Here is a 24781-nt window from a genome sequence, read left to right as displayed (position 1 = left end):
GAGGCTTTTTTGACTCTTGACTCTTGGACGGATGCCTCTTCGTCGTTATTTTAAACTGTTACAATTTTACAACCTGCATTACTTTTACTTTGTTGCCCTGGTGAATTTCAACAATATAGCTGCCCTGCATATAACCATTACCGAAACGGTACGACTGAGCTGGTGATCCATGAAGCTGTTCTATTTGCCGGCCTACTATGTCGAAGATCTTTACCTGAATTGTTTCATCACTATTGCTCTTTATTTTGAGTGTAAAGAAGTTTTCCGTTGGCACCGGGGTAACTGTTGCTGTAAAATATGCCACATCGGGTTCTATAATGGGTATTATGGTCGCCGACGAAACATTGGGCACAGATGTTCTTGTTATCAGGTTAGCGGTTCCACAGTCAAACGAATTCCAGATAACCCTTTGACCGGTTGATCTTACCAGGGAGGCAATAAACTTACCGTTCATGAAGGAGTTATTGGTGGTACTTCCGCCTACACTAATATCGCCATTGGGCACATATATGCTGGCATTCACCGTAACATTACCACCAGCTGTTACATTAAAGTCTGGTGAGCTGTTACCTGAACTAACACCAATATAGAATACTACTTTATAATTATCAGGATTGATTGTACACAGGGGTGCCACATTGATATCGGCATTTGACTTTACAACGGTTGCCTGCGAGAAGGCCACAGTAGTTGGCGATGAAGCAGTGCCTTGCGTTAGGTTAATGCCGCCTATATTTATTACCGGCTGTGTAAACCTGATGGTACTTCCTGCGCCTACGGCAATCAGGCGGAAAATTGTTCCTGTAAGTGTAACATTACAATTAGTACCTATTGTAAGGTTCCGGAAATTGCCGTTTACTGTTCCATTCGTATTGTTTGCGATGCTTACGTTACCAAGTGCGTTGGTGTTGGTGGTATTGAATTGCATCATAGGAATAGATGCCCCTGCCGGTGCGTTGATCCTTACCGGAACATTGGCGCTTGCGCTTATAGTCAACGTCTGTGCTTTTACAAAAGCGCCCGATGCTGCTACTGAAGTGGTATTGCCTATTGTAATTGTGCCATTGCTCGCATTTGCGCCTACACTTCCGTTTTGAACGGTATTGTTAGCGAAAAGGTTAACGGTCTGCAGGCCAAGTATGGTATAGTTACTTGTAACCGCCTGCGGGTTGTAATTGTAGGTAGCCGTACCTGTACAACCGCCAACCGCTGTTACCGTTACGGTGTAATTACCTGCAGCATTTGCACCGCCCAGCTTTATTGACTGTGTTGTAGCGCTGTTCGACCACAGGTAGCTTTGCACCGGTACCGAAGCATTTGCTGTGAGCGTAAGGTTGTTGCAGAACTCGTTAGCCGCATCGGATGCTGCAATGGTCACTGCAAGCGAAGCACCGACGGTTACGGTAGCGATACCTGAATTCACCGTAGTTGCACAACCGCTTATCACTGCCCGGTATTGGGTGGTTTGGGTAAGGTTCGTGTAAGTTTGCGAAGTGGTAGTATTTGCGATGTTTGTCCAACTACCGCCACCATTGGTACTGAATTGCCACATGCTAACTGTACCTGAATGACCCGAGAGGGTGAGTGTACCATTATTGCTGCCCGAACAAACAGTTGCACTTCCGCTCACGGTTCCACCAACTGCACTGCCGCCCACGGTAATAATGGCTGCCGCTGAATTGGCCGATGCGCATACCCCGCTCAATACTACCGCCCGGTATTGCCTTGTTGCGGTAAGGTTGGTATAGGTTTGCGAAGTGGTGGTATTATTGATCGTTGACCAGGTGCCGCCGCCATCAGTTGAAAATTCCCAACGGATCACATTGCCTGTATGGCCCGATAATACCATGGTACCGCTGTTACTGCCCGAACATACTGTGCTGCTTCCACTAACTGTGCCGCCTGCCGATGCCGGTGTAACGGTGATGGTTGCTGCGCCTGAATTTACCGTAGTACATCCTGTGATCACTGCCCGGTATTGGGTGGACTGTGTAAGGTTGTTGTACGATTGTGAAGTGGTCGTATTCACTATATCTGTCCAGCTGCCGCCGCCATCTGTACTAAACTGCCATTTGGTGATGGTGCCTGCCTGGCCACTCAGTGTTACCGTGCCGCTATTAGTACCAGTACATACCGTTGTACTTCCACTTACATTGCCGCCTGTAGCTGTTGCGCTAATAGTAATGGTTGCCGCTGCTGAATTAGCCGGGGTGCAGGTGCCGCTCTGCACAACCGCCCTGTATTGGGTAGTTTGGGTTAGGTTGCTATACGATTGCGATGTAGTGGTGTTGCTGATGGTTGACCAGCTTCCGCCGCCATCGGTTGACATTTCCCAACGGACCACATTTCCTGTATGGCCGCTCAAATTCATAGTGCCACTGTTACTGCCTGAACAAACTGAAGTGGTTCCGCTTACTGATCCACCCACTGAACCGTTGGTTACTGTTATGGTTGCATTGCCTGAATTAACGGTTGTACAACCGGTTATCACGGCATGGTACATGGTGGTTTGGGTCAAATTGTTATAAGCCTGCGATGCGGTGGTATTGGCTATGTCTGTCCAGCTGCCGCCGCCATCGGTACTGAATTGCCATTTGGTAATAGTGCCCGATTGACCTGATAGGTTAACCGAACCACTGTTGCTGCCGTTACAAACAGCCATACTTCCACTAACCGTACCGCCTACTGCGCCATTGTTAACTGTTATTGTTGCTATAGCCGAGGTGGCCGATGTACAGGTTGCGTTTTGTACCACAGCCTGGTACTGGGTAGTTTGTGTTAGGTTACTATAAGTAAGCGATGTAGTGGTATTGCTGATGGTTGACCAGCTGCCGCCGCCATCGGTTGACATTTCCCACCTCATTACATTACCTGTATGGCCTGTTAAATTAAGCGTACCACTGTTGCTGCCTGAGCAAACTGAAGTGCTTCCGCTTACTGAACCGCCTACTGAGCCTGTATTAACAGCTACTGAAGTGGTGGTGCTTGCTGTACAGCCACCGGATGCTGTTACAATTACTGTATAGGTGCCAGCTGCTGCTGCCGTTACATTGGCAACGGTTGGGTTTTGCTGGGTTGAATTAAATCCGTTTGGTCCGTTCCAGCTATACGAAACACCACCACCGGCAAACAGGTTGAGTGTAGTGCCTGTACAAACAGGGGTGTTGCTCGATGCGGAGGCTATCACTCCTGTATTCACCGTTACATTAGTTGTTGTTGTTGATGTACAACCTGCCGCGTTGGTCACTGACAATGTATAGGTGCCGCCTGCTGCTGCCGTTGCATTAAGTATAGCCGGGTTTTGCTGGGTTGAACTAAAGCCGTTCGGGCCCGTCCAGCTATAAGATGTACCACCGCTGCCAAACAGGTTCAATGTAGCGCCTGCACATACCGGTGAATTGCTTGAAGCCGATGCCACAGGCGCCGCATTTACTTGAACAAATACAGTTGTTTGTGCTGTGCAGTTGGCAGCATTGGATACCGTTACTGTATAGGTACCTGTTGCTGCTGAAGTAACACCTGATATCGATGGGTTTTGCTGGGTTGAGCTGAAACTGTTCGGCCCTGTCCAGCTATAGGCTGTGCCGCCACTGGCGCTGAAATTAAGTGTTGCGCCTTCGCACACCGGACCGTTTGCAGATGCCGAAGCAATTGGCTGCTGGTTCACTGCTACACTTGTTGAAGCTGTAGACGAACAACCCGAAGCATAGTTAACCGTTACAGTATAAATACCACTGGCTGCGTTTGTAACACCTGTCAGGGTTGGGTTCTGCTGTATTGAAGAGAATCCGTTCGGGCCTGTCCACGAGTAAGATGCACCCGCACTTGCAAACAATGTGAGCGTACTTCCTGTACAAACAGGGCTGTTGCTTGCTGCTGAAGCCAGCGCCCCTGTATTAACTGTTACCTGGGTGGTGGCAGTTGAAGAACAACCTGCCGCGTTTGTTACCGTTACGGTATAGAACCCGGCTCCTGCTGAAGGTATATTGAAAATAACAGGGTTTTGTTGTAATGAGCTGAATCCGTTCGGACCTGTCCATGAATAAGACGTTCCACCGGCTGCACTCAGGCTCAATGTGCCGCCCTGGCAAACAGGGCCATTGTTGGCTGCCAAAGGTGTTGGAACGGCGTTTACTGTTACGTTGGTAGTTGCTGTTGCTGTACAACCGCCGCTGCCGGTTACGGTAACCGTATAGCTTCCGCTGGCTGCCGTAGTAGTATTGGGGATTGCCGGGTTTTGTTGGGTTGAACTGAAACTGTTCGGTCCTGTCCATGCATATGAAGTGCCGCCGGCCGCGCTCAGACTAAGCGTAGTGCCTTCGCAAAGCGGGCCATTATTGGCTGCAAATGCATTGGCTACACCCACTGATACGCTTGTAAAGGCCTGTGCCGTACAACCAGCCGCATTGGTAACAGTAACTGTATATATACCGCTGGCGTTATTGGTAACGTTCACGATCGTTGGATTTTGTTGTAAGGAAACAAATCCGTTCGGTCCTGTCCATGAATAAGAAACACCGCCCGATGCAGAAAGATTCAACGTGCCGCCTGTACAAACCGGGCTATTGCTGCCTGCGGTGGCTGTAGCGCCGGCGCTTACCACTACATTGGTTGTTGCTGTTGCCGTACAACCGAAGTTGTTCGATACAACAACTGTATAGGTGCCTGTTGCTGCTGTAGTAGCCAAATTGATCGATGGGTTCTGCTGGCTCGAGCTGAAACTGTTGGGGCCTGTCCATGCATAGGTAGTGCCGCCGGCTGCGCTCAGGTTCAGGGTATTTCCTGAACATATTGGGCTGTTGCTGGCTGCCACCGCATTAGGTGTTGGGTTAAGCGTAACTGTAAAGCTGCAGGTGGTTGTATTGCCGGCAGCGTCTTTTGCCGTATAGGTAACCGTTGTTACACCTGGTAAGAAGCTGGCAGGTGCGTCGCTGTTAAAGGTGGTAACACTGCAATTATCGGTAGCCGTAGGGGCTGTCCAGGTAACATTAGGATTACAGGTTACAATATTGGCCGGGCAATTATTAATAACTGGTGGCGTATTGTCAACCACTGTTACGTTGAAAGAACAGGTGCTGCTGTTGGTGCTGGCATCTGTAGCAACATAAGTTACCAGTGTAGTTCCAACAGGGAATACGGCGCCCGGATTATAATTTGACGTGAAGGAATTAATAACACTGCAATTGTCCGATGCAGATGGCGCCGTCCAGCTCACGGCTTTAACACAGGTGAGTGCGCCTGGGCCGGTGAACACGGTAATATCTGCAGGACAGTTGGCAATCACTGGGTTTGTATGGTCCTGTACCCGAACAGTTTGCTGACGTGTGATGGTGTTATTGCAGTCGTCTTTTATTGTCCAGGTAACAATGGTGTTACCTATTGGGTAAATACTTGGGTGATCGTTGGTAATAGTTACAGTTGGACTGCAATTATCCTGCGCCGAAAGAATGCCGAGGTTCACGCCTGTTGCCTGGCAATTAACATCTGCATCCACTATTACATCAGCAGGCATTTGTACAACAAATGGTGGGGTTTGGTCCCTTACGATGATCGTTTGCACAAAATTGGCGCTTGGGTTATTGTTTGCGTCGGTAAAGTTCCAGGTGCGAACGCGGGTATAACCATTAGGACAAAGCGGATCCTGGGTGGTAACATCTGTTAACAGGTGAATAACTGGTGTACCGCCGCAGTTGTCTGTTGCAGATGGTGCTAATAACAAGGCCGCATCAACTCCGGAAGTGTTGTCGCATTCCAGGGTGGCATTTAATGAATTGGCCGCTGTATTTACTGTTGGGCCTGTTACATCCTGTATAATAACATTCTGGTTTGCGGTGGATGTATTACCATGGCCGTCGTCAAAGCTCCAGTGGATCACGTGTGTGCCTGAAGTATAAGTCAACGGATCGGTAGTGGTGCCGGTAATGGTTCCTGAGCAATTGTCTGTAGTTGTTGGCGCTGTAGCGGTGGCTGAACATTCGCCGGTTACATTGGCTAATACTGGCGCGGCCGGTGGTGTTACATCACTGATAACCACGTTTTGATTGGCTGTTGAAATATTGCCACTGCCGTCGTCAAAGCTCCAATGAATAACATGGGTGCCCTGCGTTGTATAAGTTAACGGATCGGTGGTTGTACCGGTAACGGTGCCGGCACAATTATCAGTTGTAGTGGGGGCTGTAGCGGTGGCTGAACATTCGCCGGTTACATTCGCCAGTACAGGTATTGCCGGTGGTGTATTATCAGTAATGATAACGCTTTGGTTGGCAGTAGCAATATTGCCGCTGCCGTCGTCAAAGCTCCAATGGATCGTATGCGTGCCTTGTGTTGAATAGGTCAACGGATCGGTGGTGGTGCCGGTAATGGTGCCTGCGCAATTATCGGTAGTTGTTGGTGCTGTAACGGTCACTGAACATTCTGCGGTAATGTTATTGAGTACAGGTGTTGCCGGTGGCGTTACATCATTGATAATTACATTTTGATCAGCAGTTGAAATATTGCCGTTACCATCGTTAAAGCTCCAATGGATAATATGTGTGCCTGATGTGTAGGTCAACGGATCGGTGGTGGTGCCGGTAATGGTGCCTGCGCAATTATCGGTAGTGGTGGGCGCTGTGGCGGTGGCTGAGCACTCCCCTGTTATATTGCTCAATACGGGCACTGCAGGTGGCGTAATATCGTCAACTATCACATTTTGATTGGCTGTTGAAATATTGCCATTACCATCGTCAAAGCTCCAATGGATAACGTGTGTGCCTTGCGTTGTGTAAGTCAACGGATCGGTAGTGGTACCGGTAATGGTGCCAGTACAATTATCAGTGGTTGTTGGCGATGTGGCGGTGGCCGAACATTCGCCGGTTACATTGGCTAATGTAGGCACAGCCGGTGGTGTTACGTCGTTGATGACCACGTTTTGGTTAGCATTAGAGATGTTGCCATTGCCATCGTCAAAGCTCCAATGAATAACATGGGTGCCTTGTGTTGTGTAAGTTAATGGATCGGTTGTGGTGCCGGTTATTGTGCCTGAACAATTATCGGTAGTTGTTGGTGCTGTAGCGGTGGCCGAACATTCGCCGGTTACATTGGCTAATGTAGGTACTGCCGGTGGTGTTACGTCTTCGATAACTACATTTTGATTAGCGGTTGAAGTATTGCCATTACCATCGTCAAAGCTCCAATGGATAACATGGGTGCCTTGCGTTGTGTATGTCAACGGATCGGTAGTGGTACCGGTAATGGTGCCGGCACAATTATCAGTTGTTGTTGGCGCTGTAGCGGTGGCTGAACACTCGCCGGTTACGTTTGCTAATGTAGGCACTGCCGGAGGTGTTACATCTTCGATAACTACATTTTGATTAGCAGTTGAAATATTACCATTGCCATCGTCAAAGCTCCAATGGATGGTATGTGTGCCTTGTGTTGTGTAAGTCAACGGATCGGTAGTGGTGCCGGTAATGGTACCAGAACAATTATCAGTTGTTGTTGGTGCTGTGGCTGTAACTGAACACTCATCTGTTAAATTAGTGAGTACTGGTACGGCCGGTGGTGTTACATCTTCTATAACTACATTTTGATTAGCAGTTGAAATATTACCATTGCCATCGTCGAAGCTCCAATGGATCACGTGGGTGCCCTGGGTTGAATAGGTCAACGCATCGGTAGTGGTACCGGTAATAGTGCCTGAGCAATTATCGGTAGTTGTAGGTGCTGTTGCAGTAGCGGTACACTCGCCTGTTACATCGTTTAATGTTGGAATAGCCGGTGGTGTTACATCTTCAACCACCACATTTTGTGTAGCTGTTGATATATTGCCACGACCATCGTCAAAACTCCAATGGATCACAAAGGAGCCTTGTGTTGTGTAAGTTAACGGATCAGTAGTGGTACCGGTTATGGGGCCTACGCAATTATCTGTAGCAACTGGTGCCGTTGCTGTTGCTGAGCACTCCCCTGTTACATCATTTAATGTTGGAATGGCCGGCGCCGTAACATCCTGCACTATTACGTTTTGTGTAGCAGTGGATACGTTGCCATTGCCATCGTCAAAGCTCCAATGGATCACAAAGGTGCCTTGTGTTGAATAGGTCAACGGATCGGTAGTGGTGCCCGTGATGGGACCTTCGCAATTATCTGTGGCAACCGGCGCTGTTGCCGTTGCTGAACATTCGCCTGTGACATCGCTAAGCGTTGGTACAACCGGTGCTTCTGTGTCATTTACAGTTACATCAAAGAAGGTGGTTGATGTACCGCAATTGTTTTCTGCGGTTACGGTCACATTTGTTGTACCAATGGGGAACGTATGAGGCATGGTGATGGGGTTGCCATCTATTGAGAAGCTAAGCGTTCCGTTGGTTGTTACATTATTGCCAAGGGTAATAGAAGCGCCGCAAACGCCTGCTGTATTCGATACAACGGTGTCTGTAGCCACTGCTGTTGGCGATGGTTCAATAGTTACCACCACGTTATAAGTAGTGGGGTTCACGCAGCCGTTTGCCGATAAACTATATACATATGTAACATTAATTGGGTCTGGGGTTAGGTTAAACAGGGTCTCATTCGGATCGTCGGTACCGCTTTCCGGTGCGTTACTGATACCAGCCACGGCAGCCCTGCTCCAGTTAAAGGTTGCACCCGGTGTTGCACTGGTTGGTATGTACTGGAATGGGTTACCATCACATACGGCCTGCGGTGTTAAGGTGCTTGATAAAGTTGGAGAAGGATTTACTACAACTACTACATTGAATGCAGTAGGATTGGTACAGCCATTTGCTGTTACCGTATACGCATAGGTTACGCTCTTTGGCGTTGCCGTTGTATTAATAAGCGTTTCATTCGGATCTCCGGTGCCGGTTGCCGGGCTGTTGCTGATGCCTGCAACGGCCGCTCTGCTCCAGTTGAATGTAGCACCTGAGGTGGTACTGGTTGGTGTGTAGCTGAATGCAGTATTGGTGCAAATGTCTGGTGTAGTAAGACTGCTGCTCAATGTAGCCAATGGGGTAACATTTACCGTTACGGTATTGGCCATTTGCACACTGCATGAATTTGAGGCCAGTACATTAAATGTAGTGGCTGTGGTTAAATTACCTGTAGGCAGGTTAATAGTTGAGCCGGTTCCGGCTACAGCACTGCCTATATTAACGTTACCTGTATTATTCCGCAACTGGTAATTTACACCTACCTGAGAGGCCGGGATCTGAATATTGGTGCCTGTTCCCTCACATACCAGTGAAGCGGCTACCACAGGTGTTTTATCTGCCGGCTGTGTATAGATCGCCTGCATCTGGAAGTTGTCGATCAGTGTGGTGCCATTGCCGGCGTTAATATTCAACCGTATTGCTATAGACGTAGTTGGGTTATCTGCTGCCACAGGCAGGCTTAATAAACTTTCAACCCAGGTGCCAAGATTATTTAAACCCAGGTTGCCAAGTGAAACAAATGCGCCGCCATCTACACTATATAATATGTTTATGTTTTGCCCGGTTGTGCCTGAATTTCTTTGCCCCAGGAAGTATACCCTGAATGTTTTGTAAAACCTTACATCGTTACCGGTTAATGTAAACGTCCAGTTATTGTTGGCTACTGCTGCCTGACTAAGGCTGTTGCCTGCTGTACTGTTCACCGTAAATGCATTGCCGCCTGTTACTGTACTGGTAGTGCTGGTGGCAAAACTGGAGCCACTTGCTGTTGCTGTAATATTGGGAACTGCATTGGAGACCAGTGTAGCAAAACTGTTACCGGTATTAAAGTCATAGTTTACAATAGTAGGCAGGCTTACATTAATGGTCCTGTTTGCACTCAATGTGGGGCACGCATCGGTGGTTAATGCCAGGGTAACGGCGCCGGAGAAATTCGATGCCGGTGTATAGGTGACCGTTGCCGGTGACGCTGTAAGTGCGGTGGTGCTTAACGTTCCGCCGCCCGATACAATTGACCAGGCTGCGCTGGTTGCCGGGGCGGTAAAGCTGGCGCCGGTTAAAGTAATGGCAACCGGTGCACAGGATTGTGTTGCGGTAAGTGTTGGGCCAGGGGTGATAGTTGGCGCCGGGGTAATAGTTACCTGTATGGCAGTACCATTATCAGTACAGCCATTGGATGTTACTACCCTTCGGTACCAGGTAGTTTGTGTTATATTACCCGGTGGCGTATAATTCTGCCCGGTACTGGTGCCGGCCGCATTGGCAAAACCGGTTGTGGCACTGGTTGTGCTCGATTGCCACTGGAAGATATACGTGCCGTTACCGCCGGTTGGCGCTGAACCGGTCATGGCCGCCGGTGTTGTACCACTACAAATTGTTTGATCGGCTGCAATGGTATTATTAGCTATGGCCGGGTTTACTGTAATGGTTGCAGTACCGCCGGTAAATCCGCTGCTGCGTACGTCGCCATCATTATCTGTTACAGAAACAAGTGTATAGCTTGTAGTTACTGTAGGATTAGGTGTTACGTTGAACGGTGTGCCGCTTATAACATTGTTTTGCGTTACGTTACCTGTACCATCGTTATATACCACGGTAAATGGCGAGGTGCCGGCAGTTGCGGTAAATGTTAACTGTCCTGTTCCCACTTCACAAATAGAATTGGCTGTAAGTGTACCTTGGGGTATTGGCGTAAACGCCTGGTCTTTACCCAATGCAAAATACTGGGTGCCTGTTGTAAGGTTTGTTGGCGTGAAGTTGGCATTGGAAGTAAATGTAAATGGACCAGCGCCGGCCTGTGTGGCGGCATTTTCTGTCCATACTGTACCGTTATAGAAACCTATCTTCGGAATGATACCACTGTTGAAATTGGCAGCTGCTTCCCCACTGTTGTATTGGCCCACTACGGACAGGTTGCTTCCGCCCGAAACGGCTTCGGTAACCCGCCATCTTCTGTTCACGGTAAATGTTGCATCCAAAGCGTTTGGCACGGTGCCATCTGTTTCGATAATACTATAAACATCTGATGTACCCGTGTTGGTAAGTGTAATGGGGTTATAAGCCGTTGTGCCTACAGGGAAGGCAACAGGGCTGGCTGCCACTGTTCTTCTCAAAAAGCCGCTATTATTTGTATTTACGTAGGCTGTTGAAGAACCACCCGAAATAGAACCGGCTGCACCTATGGTAAGACTATTTGTACCTAGTGTAAGCAAACCGTTTGTTAAGGTAAGCGTTCCATTTACAGTTGTATTAGCCGTAAGGGTTACGCCTGCCGGATTGTTGATGGTTAAATTATTTGCAGTTGTAAGGGCATTGCCGGTAACTTGTGCTCCGGTAGCATTATATGTATAATTAGCTGCGGCATTAAATGTTTTTGTGCCCGTTACCTGAATCGATCCTGTACTGGCCGTTGTTGATAAACCCTGGGCGTGTGCTGTAATAATAGAGCCGCCTGCATTCAGGTTAAATGTACCACCCACGCTGGTAACTATACGTGTTCCGCAATCAAGGGTTGCATTGGCTGCTACTTGTAATGACGCAGCACCATTGCCGTTCATGGCCATATCGCTCAGCAATTGAAGGGTATTGGTGCTTGTGCCGGTTCCCACCGTTGCTGCAAACCGGCCGCCACTAATACCTGCAGCATTGGCTGATGAATATGTTTGTATGCCGCTTGCTTTATTAAAATTAAGAATAGGTGTATTATTTGAGCCTGAACGAACGATGGAGCCTGCTGATCCGATAGATATGTTGCCGGCCAGGTTCATGGTTGGGGTTCCGTTACCGGTAGTGGTGGTGAACCAGTCAAGCGAGGCCTGGTTTGTACCGCTGCCAACTATTAAATTGCCACCAATCGTAATGGTGAATGTGGTGTTGTTCATTAAGGCAACAATGCCTGTTGTTCCGGTGCTTAATAAACTGAAGTCACCCTGAATAGTTGTGAGCTGGCTATTCAGGTTCAGGGTGCCGGCACCCTGGCTGGTACAGTTCCAGGTAAAATTCCAGAAGGATTGACCCAATCCGCCGGGAACTGTTGTATTGGTGGTATAACCTATAATTGAGCAGGTTGATCCTGTGCTCCAGGTAGCCGTAGGTATGGTACCTGCTGCGGTTGTATAATTATGCTCATAAGTACCGCCACTGTTAAATGTTAATGAAGCGGCCGTACTTGTCATGGTGGCATTGTTTGCCAGGCGTAAAAAGCCATTAACGGTAACATTTCCATTTATGGTGAGGTCGGTACCTGTACCATCTGCCACATCGAGTCGTTGGCCGCTGTTTACTGTAATAGCGCCACCTGTGTTTACCGTGGTTTGATCGATGGTAACTGAAGTTACTACAGTTACTACATGCGTGTTCTGTATAAGAATAGAACTGCTGTTGGCACTGGTTGGCGTTACCGCTGCATCGAACCAGCTGGTGCCATCATGCGATTCCTGCCAGGTGCTCACCTGGTCCCAATCACCGGTAGTTTTTGATCTGAACAGGTCTGTTGTTGCAGGAACTATATTGGTAACGTTGAAGGTATTACTTGGCGGTGTGGCGGTAATAACGCCATCGGAGCCGGTTATTGTTACACCGGTGCCGGTTGTTGCAAAAACCGGGCTGAACGTAGCAATACCTGCAATAGCAGCTGCGCTTGGCGCTGCGCCGTTAAATGTTGAGCCGGTAACCGCCAGTGTAATGGTTGAAGTGTAATCTATGTCAAGGTTGTTATTTACATCCACTCCTCTAATGGTAAATGCCGGTGTCATGGCAACACCTACTGCTACATCGGTCAACGCCTGTGCGCCAAATATCAGTTTAGATGCAATAACCTGTATTCTGTTATTAGTACCGGTCACCGAAGAGTTGGTAGTTGCAAATGAATTGAATAAAGAACCTGCTGCTGTGGCCGATGCGCCGGCACTGGTGATCGCAAATTGAAGCCGCTGGCCGTCGGTATTGGCTGTTTTAAATGTAAGGTAAAGGTCAAGCGTTTTGGATGAATTATCATCTGCCGTTACGCCTGCTCCTCCATTAAGGCTGGTGAAAACAAGGCTTTCGCCCGATACAGTGATCTCCGCTACCTTGGTTGATTCATCGAACAACGCAGCTTCCTGTATAGAATTAGCCCAGCTGGCCACAGTATTACCGGCTCCTTTTGATATTGTTACGGAACTCAGTATGGTTGCAAGATTATCGGCATCTGGTGTACTGCCGCCATCCCGTACACTGAACGACCAAACCCTGATGGCGTCACTGGTGGTGTTTATTACCGCGCCTGTTTTCGAATTATAATCAATATTGGGCGTTTCGTTGCCGGCCGTAATAATGTCTGAAGTGGCAGAAGCTACTACATTAAAAGGCGCACTGGTGCCCGGCGTTAATGCGTCGCCGCCATTGGTATTATCGAGCGTTGCTGTAATGGTAGCCCCTGTGCCTAATGATGAAAGAATAACACCACTCACTGTTACCGAGCTTTGTCCGGCAGGTATTGAGCCGGAAGTTGTTCCGCTAAGAGCGCCGGCATTGCCATTTGTGCTCAGATTAAAGAAGGTTTGTGTGGTCACATTCGAGGCTTGATTTGATGCATTCTGTGCTTCAATGGTAACCTGAAAACCAGAGCCGGAGATAGCCGGGTTAGGTACAATGGAGGTTACTGCAAACTGGCCAGGGCTTGCTACAAATGCAAAATCTTTACCCAGGGCCAGGTATTGTGTTCCGGTTGTAAGGCTGGCCGGCGTAAAGTTACCCAATGAGGTGAACGTAAACGGACTTGATCCGCCACTGTAAGTAGCGGAATTTTTAACCCATGCGGTACCGTTATACAAGCCAATAATTGGATTTCCGGTACTGAAGTCGGCAGATGTTTCTCCACTATTATATTGCGCTGTTACAGCTAAATTGCTTCCACCCGCCACCGCTTCGGTTATCTGCCATCTTCTGTCAACGGTTAGGCTTTGATCAATGGCAGTAGTTACCGCACCGTCAATTACATTTATTCCATACACATCAGAGGTGCCTGAGTTGGAAAGTATAATGGGGTTGTATGCACTGTTACCCACCGGGAAGCTTATTGGGGAACCAACAACAGTTCGCCTTAACTGCCCCGTGCTGTTAGTTACTATATACACCGATGAAGAAGCTCCTGTAACGGCGCTTGTAAACCCAAGTGTTAGATTATTGGTGCCAAGGGTGAGGCTGCTGCTTACGCTAAGTGAAGTATTTACCGTAACTGCACCGCCCAATGCAACACCTGTTGTATTGGAAATATTAAGGTTGCTATAGATGCCTGTTACCACCGTTTGTGAGGCAGCACCGGCGTATATAAAGGTGCCGGCCCAGGTTTTACCCGAAGGCATTGGCGTAGCTGAGGTATTTGCCGTACTAAAAGTACCATTGTTCACAACGGAAGACAAGGTGCCTGTAAGGGCAAACGTTGTCATGTCGAGCGTGCCGCCTGCTGTTGTTGTCAATATGCCATTAACAACCAGGTCGCTTGCAGGTGTACTTGTGCCGCTGGTATTGCCAAGAGTTAAATTATTATAGGTGCCGGTAACAATGGTTTGCCCACCTGTTAATGCATTATAATTAATGGTACCACCCCATGTTAACCCGGTTGGTAATGGTGTTGCCGTGGTGTTTGCCGTGCTAATGGTGCCATTATTGTTTATTGTTGTTAAAGTGCCGCTTATAGTATTGGTGCCAAGGCTTAGTGTTCCCGACGCCGTAGTTGTTAAAATGCCATCGATAACCAAATTACCAGCGGCCGAGTTTATACCGCTGGTATTTCCTGAGGTTAAATTGGTGTAGGTGCCTATGACTACTGTTTGGTTACCCGTTGTTGCATTGTAATTGATTGTGCCGCCCCAGCTTTGACCCGATGGAATGGGGGTTGCGCTTGTATTTTGTGTGTTAATAGTTCCATTATTTGTGATGCTTGTACCGGCAAGCGTGAAGGTGCTCATATTAAGCGTTCCGCCTGCGCCACCGTTTGTAACCATGGCGCCGGTTACAGAAACATTTCCATTTGCAGTATTAGTACCCGAAGTATTATTTAGGCTGACATTAAAATAAGTTCCTCCAATAAGGGTTTGCCCACCTGTAGCAGCTGTATAGTTTACAGTATTCCCACTGGCTGTGGCATTCATATTTGAAAGCGTTGATGCGGCGCCTATATTGAGTGTTGCGCCTGCTGCCTGTAGCAGGGTGCCTGTTCCTGAAAGGGCCGTATTAACGGTGAGTGAGTTATTATTAGTAAGCGTTATAGTTGTGATTGTAACACTGGGGATGGTAAATGCATTACCCGAAAGCGCCTGGGCATTTGTGTCGAATGTATGTACACCCGTGCCGGCCGTGAATGTTCCATTATTGGTTATACCGCCTCTGAAGGTAACGGCCGAATTGCCGCTGTTGTTCCAGGTACCGCCGGTGTTGATGGTTACCGGTCCGATGAAAGTTTTTGTACCTGCAGAAGAAGAGATCGTAAGGCCGCCACTTACGCCGGCGCCCACAGTTGTTGTACCGGTTACTGTTAAATTAAAACCAGCCGCAGTGAAAGTGGTGCCATCGCCAATGGAAAGGCTACCACCTATTGTAAGGTTGGCCACGGTTGTGGTGGTTGCCGTTCCCGTAAGCGTAAAATTACCAGTGACGGAGGTGGTTCCGGTATTTAAGGTTTTGGCTCCACTGCCGGTAAGGGTAAGGTTGACGTAACTATTGGAATGCACAATTTGCACACCACCGGTATAGTTTACCGTGTTGCCGCTATTTGCGGCTGTTAAAGTAGTGATGCCCGATGTGCCGCCGATATTCAACGTTGCATTGGCTGCCTGTGTAAGACCGCCCGATCCTGAAAGAGCCGTAGCAACCGTTAATGTACTATTGTTGGTTAAAGTAACACCAGTTACTGTAATGCTTGGAATGGAGAATGTGCCGTTAAGCTGTTGGGAATTGTTATCGAAAGTATGTACGCCCGTACCGGCAGTGAATGTTCCATTATTGGTTATACCGCCTCTGAACGTGACGTTTGAGTTGCCGCTGTTGTTCCAGGTGCCACCGGCATTCACGGTTACCAATCCTGTAAATATCTTTGTTCCGGCGGTTGCGTTAATGATAAAATTGCCGCTTGTTCCGCCGCCTACGGTTGTTGTGCCGGAAACGGTGAGGTTAAAACCGGCAGCGTTAAAGGTTGTTCCATCACCTATATTCAAATTGCCAACAGTTAAATTAGCTACGGTGGTTGTGGTAGTAGTATTTCCGCTAAGGGTTAAAGTACCAGTGATGGATGTTGTTCCGGTTTGCAGGGTTTTGATACCGCCGCCGGAAAGAATGAGATTGCCATAAGTTTGGTTAGAAATTGTTTGCGCGCCATTATTATTATAATTAACAGTACTGCCCGAAGCTAGTGATGTGGAAGCAAAGCCCGAAGGGAAGTTGGAACCACCAACAAGTAAGGTGCCCGTTGCGGAAACCGTATTAATGCTGGTGCCGCTCAGTGTGAAAGTGCTTACATCCAGCGTTCCGTTTACTGTAAGGGAGTTTATGGTATTGGTATTGCCCGTGAGGTTAACACTTGTGCCGCTTGCAATAACAACGTTGCTTCCCGCTACTGGTACGCTGCCCAGGTTCCACGTGGCGGGGTCGCTCCATGCCCCGTTTGCAATGGAAGTATACGTCACAAATGACCTTGGCAGGCTTATGGCAGAAATGGAATATCGAATACTGGTAGTTGGAGTTATTGTTGACGTTGCCGCATTATCGGTTGTGTTGGAGACCGGTATAGTACGTTTTGCCGTTTCATTTTTCCATGCCTCGCCAGTGGCTGTGCCAACAGTTGTTCCACCGGATGTCCAGTTTGCGTTTACGGTGTAAGTAGGAGATGTTGTACTATTGCTATTGAAGATATTCGAGATGTATACCGCCTGCTCGCTGGCATTTACTGCCATGTTTGTACTTAGTTGCGCTGGTCCGCTGGTTTCGTTATTATTGAATCCATTGCCTGTTGTGTATGAAGCCGGGCTTTGGTCTACACCTGCAAACACGGTGTACCATACGGTCATGTTGGTAATTGTTTGCGAAACAGTACCCATGGTAACGTTAAGCGCCTGTGGCGACCCATTCATGATGGCATTGTCTTTTAGAAAATAAAGCCAGGTGTGCATACGGCCAGATGATCCTGCTGCATCGCCTACTGCTTTTGTTAGGGTAACTCCACCATAGGTGATGGTTGTTGGATCATTTGCCGTTCCTGAGGCATTGTTGAAATTGAGGGTAATGCCCACAACCAGTATCCGGTTAGAACCACTGGCTATTGCAAACGTACTGCCGCTGGCTGTGCCGGTAGCTACATTATATAGATTAGTCCAGCCTATTGGCTGTGTTATCTGGGCGTTCGAGTACCTGGGAATTACAATCAGGCCCCAAAGAGCTAAGAAGATGAACACTTTGTTTTTAACAACCGAAGGAATATTGCTTCTCTTATATACAAATGAAAATTGGTCCGGCTTGCAGGCGAGGGAAATTGCAGATTCACGGATCAGGGTAAAAATTTTCATATACAGTTGTTTAAAATGAGTGTTAGGGTTAACATTCTTGAATAACCTGGTTATAGTTGATCGGGACTCACAAGTGAAAAAAGATCTATGTGGAGACAAAAGCCCGCTGCCCGTAAAGAGACAGCTCTTTACTGCAAATCAATGTATGATCATCCCAACAGGGATGACTTATTCCAGCAGACATTTGTTTCCGTTAGTACGATTAATTACCAGTACAAATTCAGTCAGTAGATTGCGAAGCGGGTTCTGGGTTTCACATCCCAGGTTAACATTTAATAGGTATACTTAAAGCAAGGATTATCGAGTGGTTATTCGAAGGAATGTAGTGTTGGTTATTCGGAGAATAAATTGTGTTGTTTAAGACTTAGTTATTGAGAAACCACAATTACAACACACGCTCTGGGATTAATAGGTGATACTAAATTAACAGAATTTTTATTTCAAATCAAAAAAAATATTATTGCTTACATACATCTTGTCTGAATTCAATATTTTCATAAGCACGTTTGTGTGTTCAATGAAACGCTGATCTGTGCTGTATTTCGGGCTGTTTGTTTGTTTTTTGGATTGTTTTAAGTGTTGCATTGAAAGTTGTAAAACTCTTGACTAAGATCATGTATTGAATAAGTGTTAAACAAAATATTCATAAAAAATCTTTCACAAAAGTATTATCCCAAATCATTTATTTATAAAGAGTAATCGTTGAAATGGCGGGTTAAAAATGCCGGTGCTTTCATTGTTTGTTTTGCATGCACCTGAAACTAATTCTTTGTAAATTAAAAATCTTTCCATTAACTTCACACAACAATTACCAGTTATAATTCCATCGCCTTTCTCCTATTTTGTTTCAATCTTCAGTCAGTCGAGTGTTAATCCTTCATATCTTATTTCAAAATTTGCGCTGTATAAGCGCATTCCAACATTCCTCATAATTATCCGCTCTCCTTTTTAACTTGTTCTTCTGATTCACAACTACCCGTGCTGTTTTTTTGAAAATCCTCCGTACATCAATTACTTCAAGACCCCTGAGTCCAATTCATCCTAATTAAAATGCAATGCATACAATATTCATCCAGGTGAACATTGTAAATGCTTTATTCTGTCCGTAACAAAACTTCCTGTTTTTGTTTACCAATGCTATTGTTCAATTCTAAAGAGATCGCTTATAGAATAGATATACTCTTCATAATATGTTGACTGTATAGTCGTCGATCTGCTTAATGATGACAAGGGATGCGTCTTTCTTTTTTTTGAACGATCATGCTATTGGGGACTTCTTTTAAAATATTGCAGAACCCTGGCTATATTTTTTTAAGCACCAATGATCACGCAACCGAAAATAAATATAAAACTAACCGCCATCATTAAACCCCTCGGTCACCATGGGTTAAGGTTGCTTATTTCATTGCTGTTGTTTTTCTTTTTTCAAACAGATCTTATTGCCCAAACAGCTACTACTACAGCTGTTACTTCTAATAACAATCCATCATGCGATAATGAGAATATTACACTAACGGCAACAGTCACACCTAATTCGGCCACAGGTACAGTGGAGTTCTTTTTAGATGGCGTTTCGCTGGGGCCGCCAACCACATTGGTGGGCGGGGTAAGAAGCATAACTATTTCCAGTCCGGCAACCGGTTCATATGCGGTTACTGCAGAATATACACCCGCTAACCCGGCAAATTTTTCAGCCAGTACATCCCCTCCTATTACCGAGGTGGTGAATGCTGCGCCTAATGTAAATAACATAACAGGCACCACTTCTTTTTGCTTCCCGGGTTCTACTACATTATCAAACTCAACACCCGGTGGCGTGTGGAGTAGTAATGCCACAGGGGTAGCAACAGTAAATTCATCGGGTGTAGTTACCGGCGTATCGGCAGGTACTGCTGTAATTAGTTATACGGTAACCAGTGGCAATGGTTGTTCAACTGTAGAAACAGCAAATGTGACCGTAACCCAGGGCCCTACTGCAAACGCAGGCGGCCCTAATAGCGTATGCCAGTCGGCAACTCCTACTGCAATTACTTTAACAGGTGCCAGTGTGGGTGGCGGCGCTACAACCGGTGCCTGGTCTATTACTTCGGGTGGAGGTTCGCTGAGCTCAACGGCGCAAACCGCCAACCCGGCTAATATAACATATACCCCGGCTGCCAACTTCTCGGGCACTGTTACTTTAACACTTACATCAAATGCGCCAGGCGCCTGTGCGGCAGCCAGCGACACCAGAACGATCACTGTAAACGCTGCTCCAACTGCAAACGCAGGCGGCCCCAATAGTGTGTGCCAGTCTGCAACGCCGGCAGCTATAACTTTAACCGGCGCCAGCGTAGGTGGCAGCGCCACAACCGGTGCCTGGTCTATTACTTCAGGTGGAGGTTCATTAAGCAGTACGGCACAAACGGCCAACCCGGCCACTGTAACTTATACACCTGCCGCTAACTTTAGCGGTACGGTTACTTTAACCTTAACAACGAATACCCCGGCGGGATGTACGGCTGCAACAGATACAAGAACAATAAATGTAACGCCCGGTGCTACCGTAACTCCAGGAGGCCCTAATAATGTTTGTCAAAGCGCCAGCCCTGCGGCCATTACCTTAAGTGGCGCGAGCGTTGGTGGAGGTGCTGTTACTGGTGCATGGTCAATAACCTCAGGCGGCGGAACGTTAAGCAGCACGGCACAAACTGCCACACCGGGTACAGTTACCTATACACCTGCTGCCAATTTTAGCGGCACAGTTACTTTAACCCTCACTTCAAATGCACCAGGCGGTGGGTGTGCTGCCGCAAGTGGTACCAGAACAATTAACGTAAATGCGGCCCCTACCTTAAATAATACTTACCCGGCTAACTCAACAGATAATAATACAAACGTTGAAAGAATAGGAAGACTGTATTATCCGCAACAACCCTATCCTGGTATTTGCAGTGGAGATCTGTTCACTTATACGCCTACCAGTGCAACGCCAGGAGCAACATTTACCTGGACCCGCGCTGCTGTTGCAGGCGTTACTCCAGCTACTGGTTCAGGCAGCGGCGGCATAGCTGAAACCCTTACTAATGGCACTACCAGTATACAAAATGTTATTTATACTTACACCATTACCGCAAACGGATGTAGTAATACGCAGAGCGTAAGACTTGCTGTAGGTGATCTGCCAACATTATCAAGTACGCTAACTCCCTCCCCCATTTGCAGCGGAAATACGTTTAGTTATAACCCAACTTATGTTGGTGACCCGGGGCATATTTTGGCATGGACCCGTCCTAGTATTGCGGGTATAAATGGCGGCGCTGCGGCAAGTGGCAATGGTAATATTAATCATGTATTGACAAATACAACCGGTGCCCCTGTTGTTGTAACTTATATCTTTTCAATACAGGATGAGCCGGAGCCTGACATGTTCAAGGAAGCGGTTTTTGACCCTTGCAGCAATACCGTTTATGTTACTGTAACTGTAAATGTGCCGGCAACAGTTACCCCCGGCGGGCCTAATAATGTTTGCCAGTCAGCATCACCTTCTGCCATCACATTGTCGGGGGCTAGTGTTGGTGGTGGTGGCACTACTGCTGCATGGGCAATTGTATCAGGAGGAGGTACCTTAAGCAGTACCGCACAAACAGCCAATCCATCTACAGTAACTTATACACCCGCGGCCAATTTCAGCGGCACAGTAACATTAAGCTTAACATCCAATACACCGGGTGGTGGCTGTGCGGCAGCAACGGCAACAAGAACAATAACAGTGAGTCCGACAAATACTGTAACACCCGGTGGACCCAATACCGCTTGTCAGTCAGCAACTCCTGCTGCCATTACTTTAACCGGCGCCAGTGTGGGTGGCGGAGCAACAACCGGCGCATGGTCCATCACTTCAGGCGGAGGTACTTTAAGCAGCATAGCACAAACAGCCACACCAGCTACTGTAACCTATACACCCGCAGCCAATTTTACCGGAACAGTTACTTTAACACTGACCACAAACAACCCAACTGCATGCCCGGCTGTAAGCGGCACAAGAACAATAACTGTAAGTCCGGGTGCTACGGTAACACCCGGTGGCGCTGATAATGTTTGTCAGTCGGCCTCGCCTGCCGCCATTACCTTAACAGGCGCCAGCGTGGGCGGCAGTGCTACCACCGGAGCCTGGTCAATAACCTCGGGTGGAGGAACATTAAGCAATACGGCACAAACAGCCACACCTGCCACCGTTACCTATACGCCGGCAGCCAACTTTACAGGAACTGTAACATTAACATTAACAACAAATGCAGCAGGCGGCTGTGCAGCTGTAAGCGGCACGCGAACAATAAATGTAAACCCCACACCAAACCTGGTTATAACCAACCCGGCACCTGTTTGTTCCCCGGCTACTGCCGACCTTACTGCATCAGCGGTAACAGCAGGTAGCACTGCAGGGCTAACATATACCTATTGGACCAATGCAGCAGCAACAACGCCGTATACAACACCAACAACTGCAGGAGCGGGAACGTATTATATAAAGGGAACAGCAGCTACAGGTTGTTTTGCTATTCAACCCGTTACTGTATCGGTGAATTCGGCCCCAACTCTTGTTATAACCAACCCGGCATCTGTTTGTGCACCATCAACCGTGAACCTTACTGCGGCAGCTGTGACCGCAGGATCAACTCCCGGGCTTACACTTACTTACTGGACAGATGCCGCCGCAACCAGCTCTTATGCAACACCAACAACAGCTACGGCAGGCACTTACTATATTAAAGGCACAACAGCTTCAGGTTGCTTTGCAATACAGCCGGTAGTAGCTTCAGTAAATCCAAGACCCACTGCAACAATTACAGTAAATAACCAGGTATCGTGTAATGGCGGTAATAATGGATCTATTACGGCCAATGGATCTGGTGGAACAGGCCCCTATACATATGCCTGGAATCCGCCGGTGGGGCAAACCACCCAAACAGTTACGGGACTTTCAGCGGGCGTAGCCTATAGGGTAACTGTAACTGATGCCAATGGGTGTGTTTCTTTGCAGGCCAGCGTTACGCTCACACAACCTGCTACTTTATTAACTCCATCGATCAGTTCACAAACCAATGTGTCTTGTTTTGGCGGCAGTGATGGTTCAGCCACTGCTACAGCAACAGGCGGTGTAGGGCCCTACACATATAGCTGGAATACGGTACCTGTGCAAACGGGTACAACAGCCACCGGCCTGGCAGCAGGAACTTATACTGTTACAGTGACCGATACGAGGACTTGTGCAAGAACAGCCACCGTAACAATTACGCAGCCAGCATCGTTACCTACACCAACGTTTACGCAGGTAGGACCCATATGTTCAGGAGCAACATTATCTCCGTTACCAACAACTTCAAATAATGGTATTACGGGAACATGGACGCCGGCATTGAATAATACAGCGACGACTACATATACATTTACGCCATCGGCCGGACAGTGTGGTACAACAACAACAATGACCATAACTGTAAATCCTATTGTAACACCAACCTTTACAGCTGTAGCACCTATTTGCTCGGGCGCTACTTTATCGCCATTGCCAACTACTTCCAATAATGGCATTACGGGTTCCTGGTCACCAGCGTTGAACAATACAGCTACAACCACCTATACCTTTACGCCTACAGCGGGTCAGTGTGCTAATACAACTACGTTGACGATCACTGTCAATCCAAACATCACACCAACGTTTACGGCTGTTGCGCCGATATGTTCAGGAGCTACCTTGTCACCGCTGCCAACTACTTCTAACAATGGTTATACCGGTAGCTGGGCGCCGGCATTGAACAACACAGCGACGACTACTTATACCTTTACACCAACGGCTGGCCAGTGTGCGACTACGACAACCATGACGATCACTGTCAATCCGAATATCACACCAACGTTTACGGCTGTAGCGCCAATTTGTTCCGGGGCTACACTTGCACCATTGCCAACCACATCTAATAATGGCTATACCGGTACATGGGCACCGGCGCTGAATAATACAGCAACTACAACTTATACTTTTACGCCGAGTGCCGGACAGTGTGCGACAACAGCGACATTAACTATTACAGTCAATCCGAATATTACTCCGACGTTTACAGCTGTAGCGCCAATTTGTTCCGGGGCTACACTTGCACCATTGCCAACTAGTTCTAACAATGGTATCACTGGATCTTGGGCGCCGGCACTTAATAATACAGCAACTACAACTTATACATTTACGCCGGGTGCCGGTCAGTGTGCGACTACAACGACTTTGACAATTACCGTTAATCCGAATGTAACACCGACGTTTACAGCTGTAGCGCCAATCTGTTCGGGAGCGACACTAACACCATTGCCAACTAGTTCTAATAATGGTATTACTGGAGCTTGGTCACCGGCACTTAATAATACGGCAACTACAACTTATACATTTACGCCGAGTGCAGGACAGTGCGCGACTACAACAACTTTAACTATTACCGTCAATCCAAATGTAACCCCGACTTTTACAGCAGTTGCACCAATCTGTTCGGGAGCTACTTTATCGCCCTTGCCAACTAGTTCTAACAATGGTATCACTGGATCTTGGTCACCGGCACTTAATAATACGTCAACTACCACTTATACCTTTACACCAACTGCGGGTCAGTGTGCGACTACAACGACTTTGACTATTACGGTTAATCCGAATGTGACGCCAACGTTTACAGCAGTTGCTCCTATTTGCGCTGGGGCTACTTTATCGCCCTTACCTACTAGTTCTAATAATGGTATCACCGGTACGTGGGCGCCGGCTTTGGACAATACAGCAACCACTACTTATACCTTTACCCCAGCGGCTGGACAGTGTGCGACTACAACGACCTTAACAATTACCGTTAATCCGAATGTTATACCGACGTTTACGGCTGTAGCGCCGATCTGTTCGGGAGCTACATTGTCGCCATTGCCAACTACCTCTAACAATGGTATTACCGGTACATGGGCACCAACGCTTAATAATACCGCAACTACAACTTATACATTTACGCCGGGTGCCGGACAGTGTGCGACGACTACGACTTTAACTATTACCGTTAATCCAAATGTAACACCGACATTTGCGGCTGTAGCACCAATCTGTTCGGGAGCTACTTTGTCGCCACTACCAACTACCTCTAATAATGGTATTACCGGTACCTGGGCGCCTGCGTTGGACAACACTGCTACGACCACATACACCTTTACACCAACGGCTGGTCAGTGTGCGACGACTACGACTTTAACTATTACAGTTAATCCGAATGTGACGCCGACGTTTACAGCCGTAGCGCCAATATGTTCGGGAGCTACCCTGTCGCC

General features: G+C 47.6%; 2 protein-coding genes. One reads left to right on the top strand and one right to left on the bottom strand.

Going from position 1 to position 24781, the window contains the following annotated elements:
• Positions 1 to 58 precede the first annotated feature (58 nt).
• Positions 59 to 17452 (bottom strand): HYR domain-containing protein, encoded by a 17394-nt coding sequence (locus tag GGD38_RS36745; protein WP_375303967.1) that lies wholly within the window; start codon positions 17450 to 17452, stop codon positions 59 to 61.
• Positions 17453 to 18773: 1321 nt separating this feature from the next.
• Between GGD38_RS36745 and GGD38_RS36740 the strand changes: the two genes are divergently transcribed.
• Positions 18774 to 24781 (top strand): beta strand repeat-containing protein (locus tag GGD38_RS36740; RefSeq protein ID WP_375303966.1); only part of this gene is annotated, 6008 nt, incomplete at its 3' end.

The sequence above is a fragment of the Niastella sp. OAS944 genome (assembly GCA_024809215.1).
Taxonomy (GTDB): Bacteria; Bacteroidota; Bacteroidia; order Chitinophagales; family Chitinophagaceae; genus Niastella.
The sequence above is the reverse complement of the archived record's forward strand: the minus strand, read 5'-3'. Positions and strand labels throughout refer to the sequence as shown.

Bases quoted from the DNA above. Each gene is read 5' to 3' on its own strand.
- GGD38_RS36745 (WP_375303967.1), bottom strand. From the start codon at position 17,452: ATGAAAATTTTTACCCTGATCCGTGAATCTGCAATTTCCCTCGCCTGC.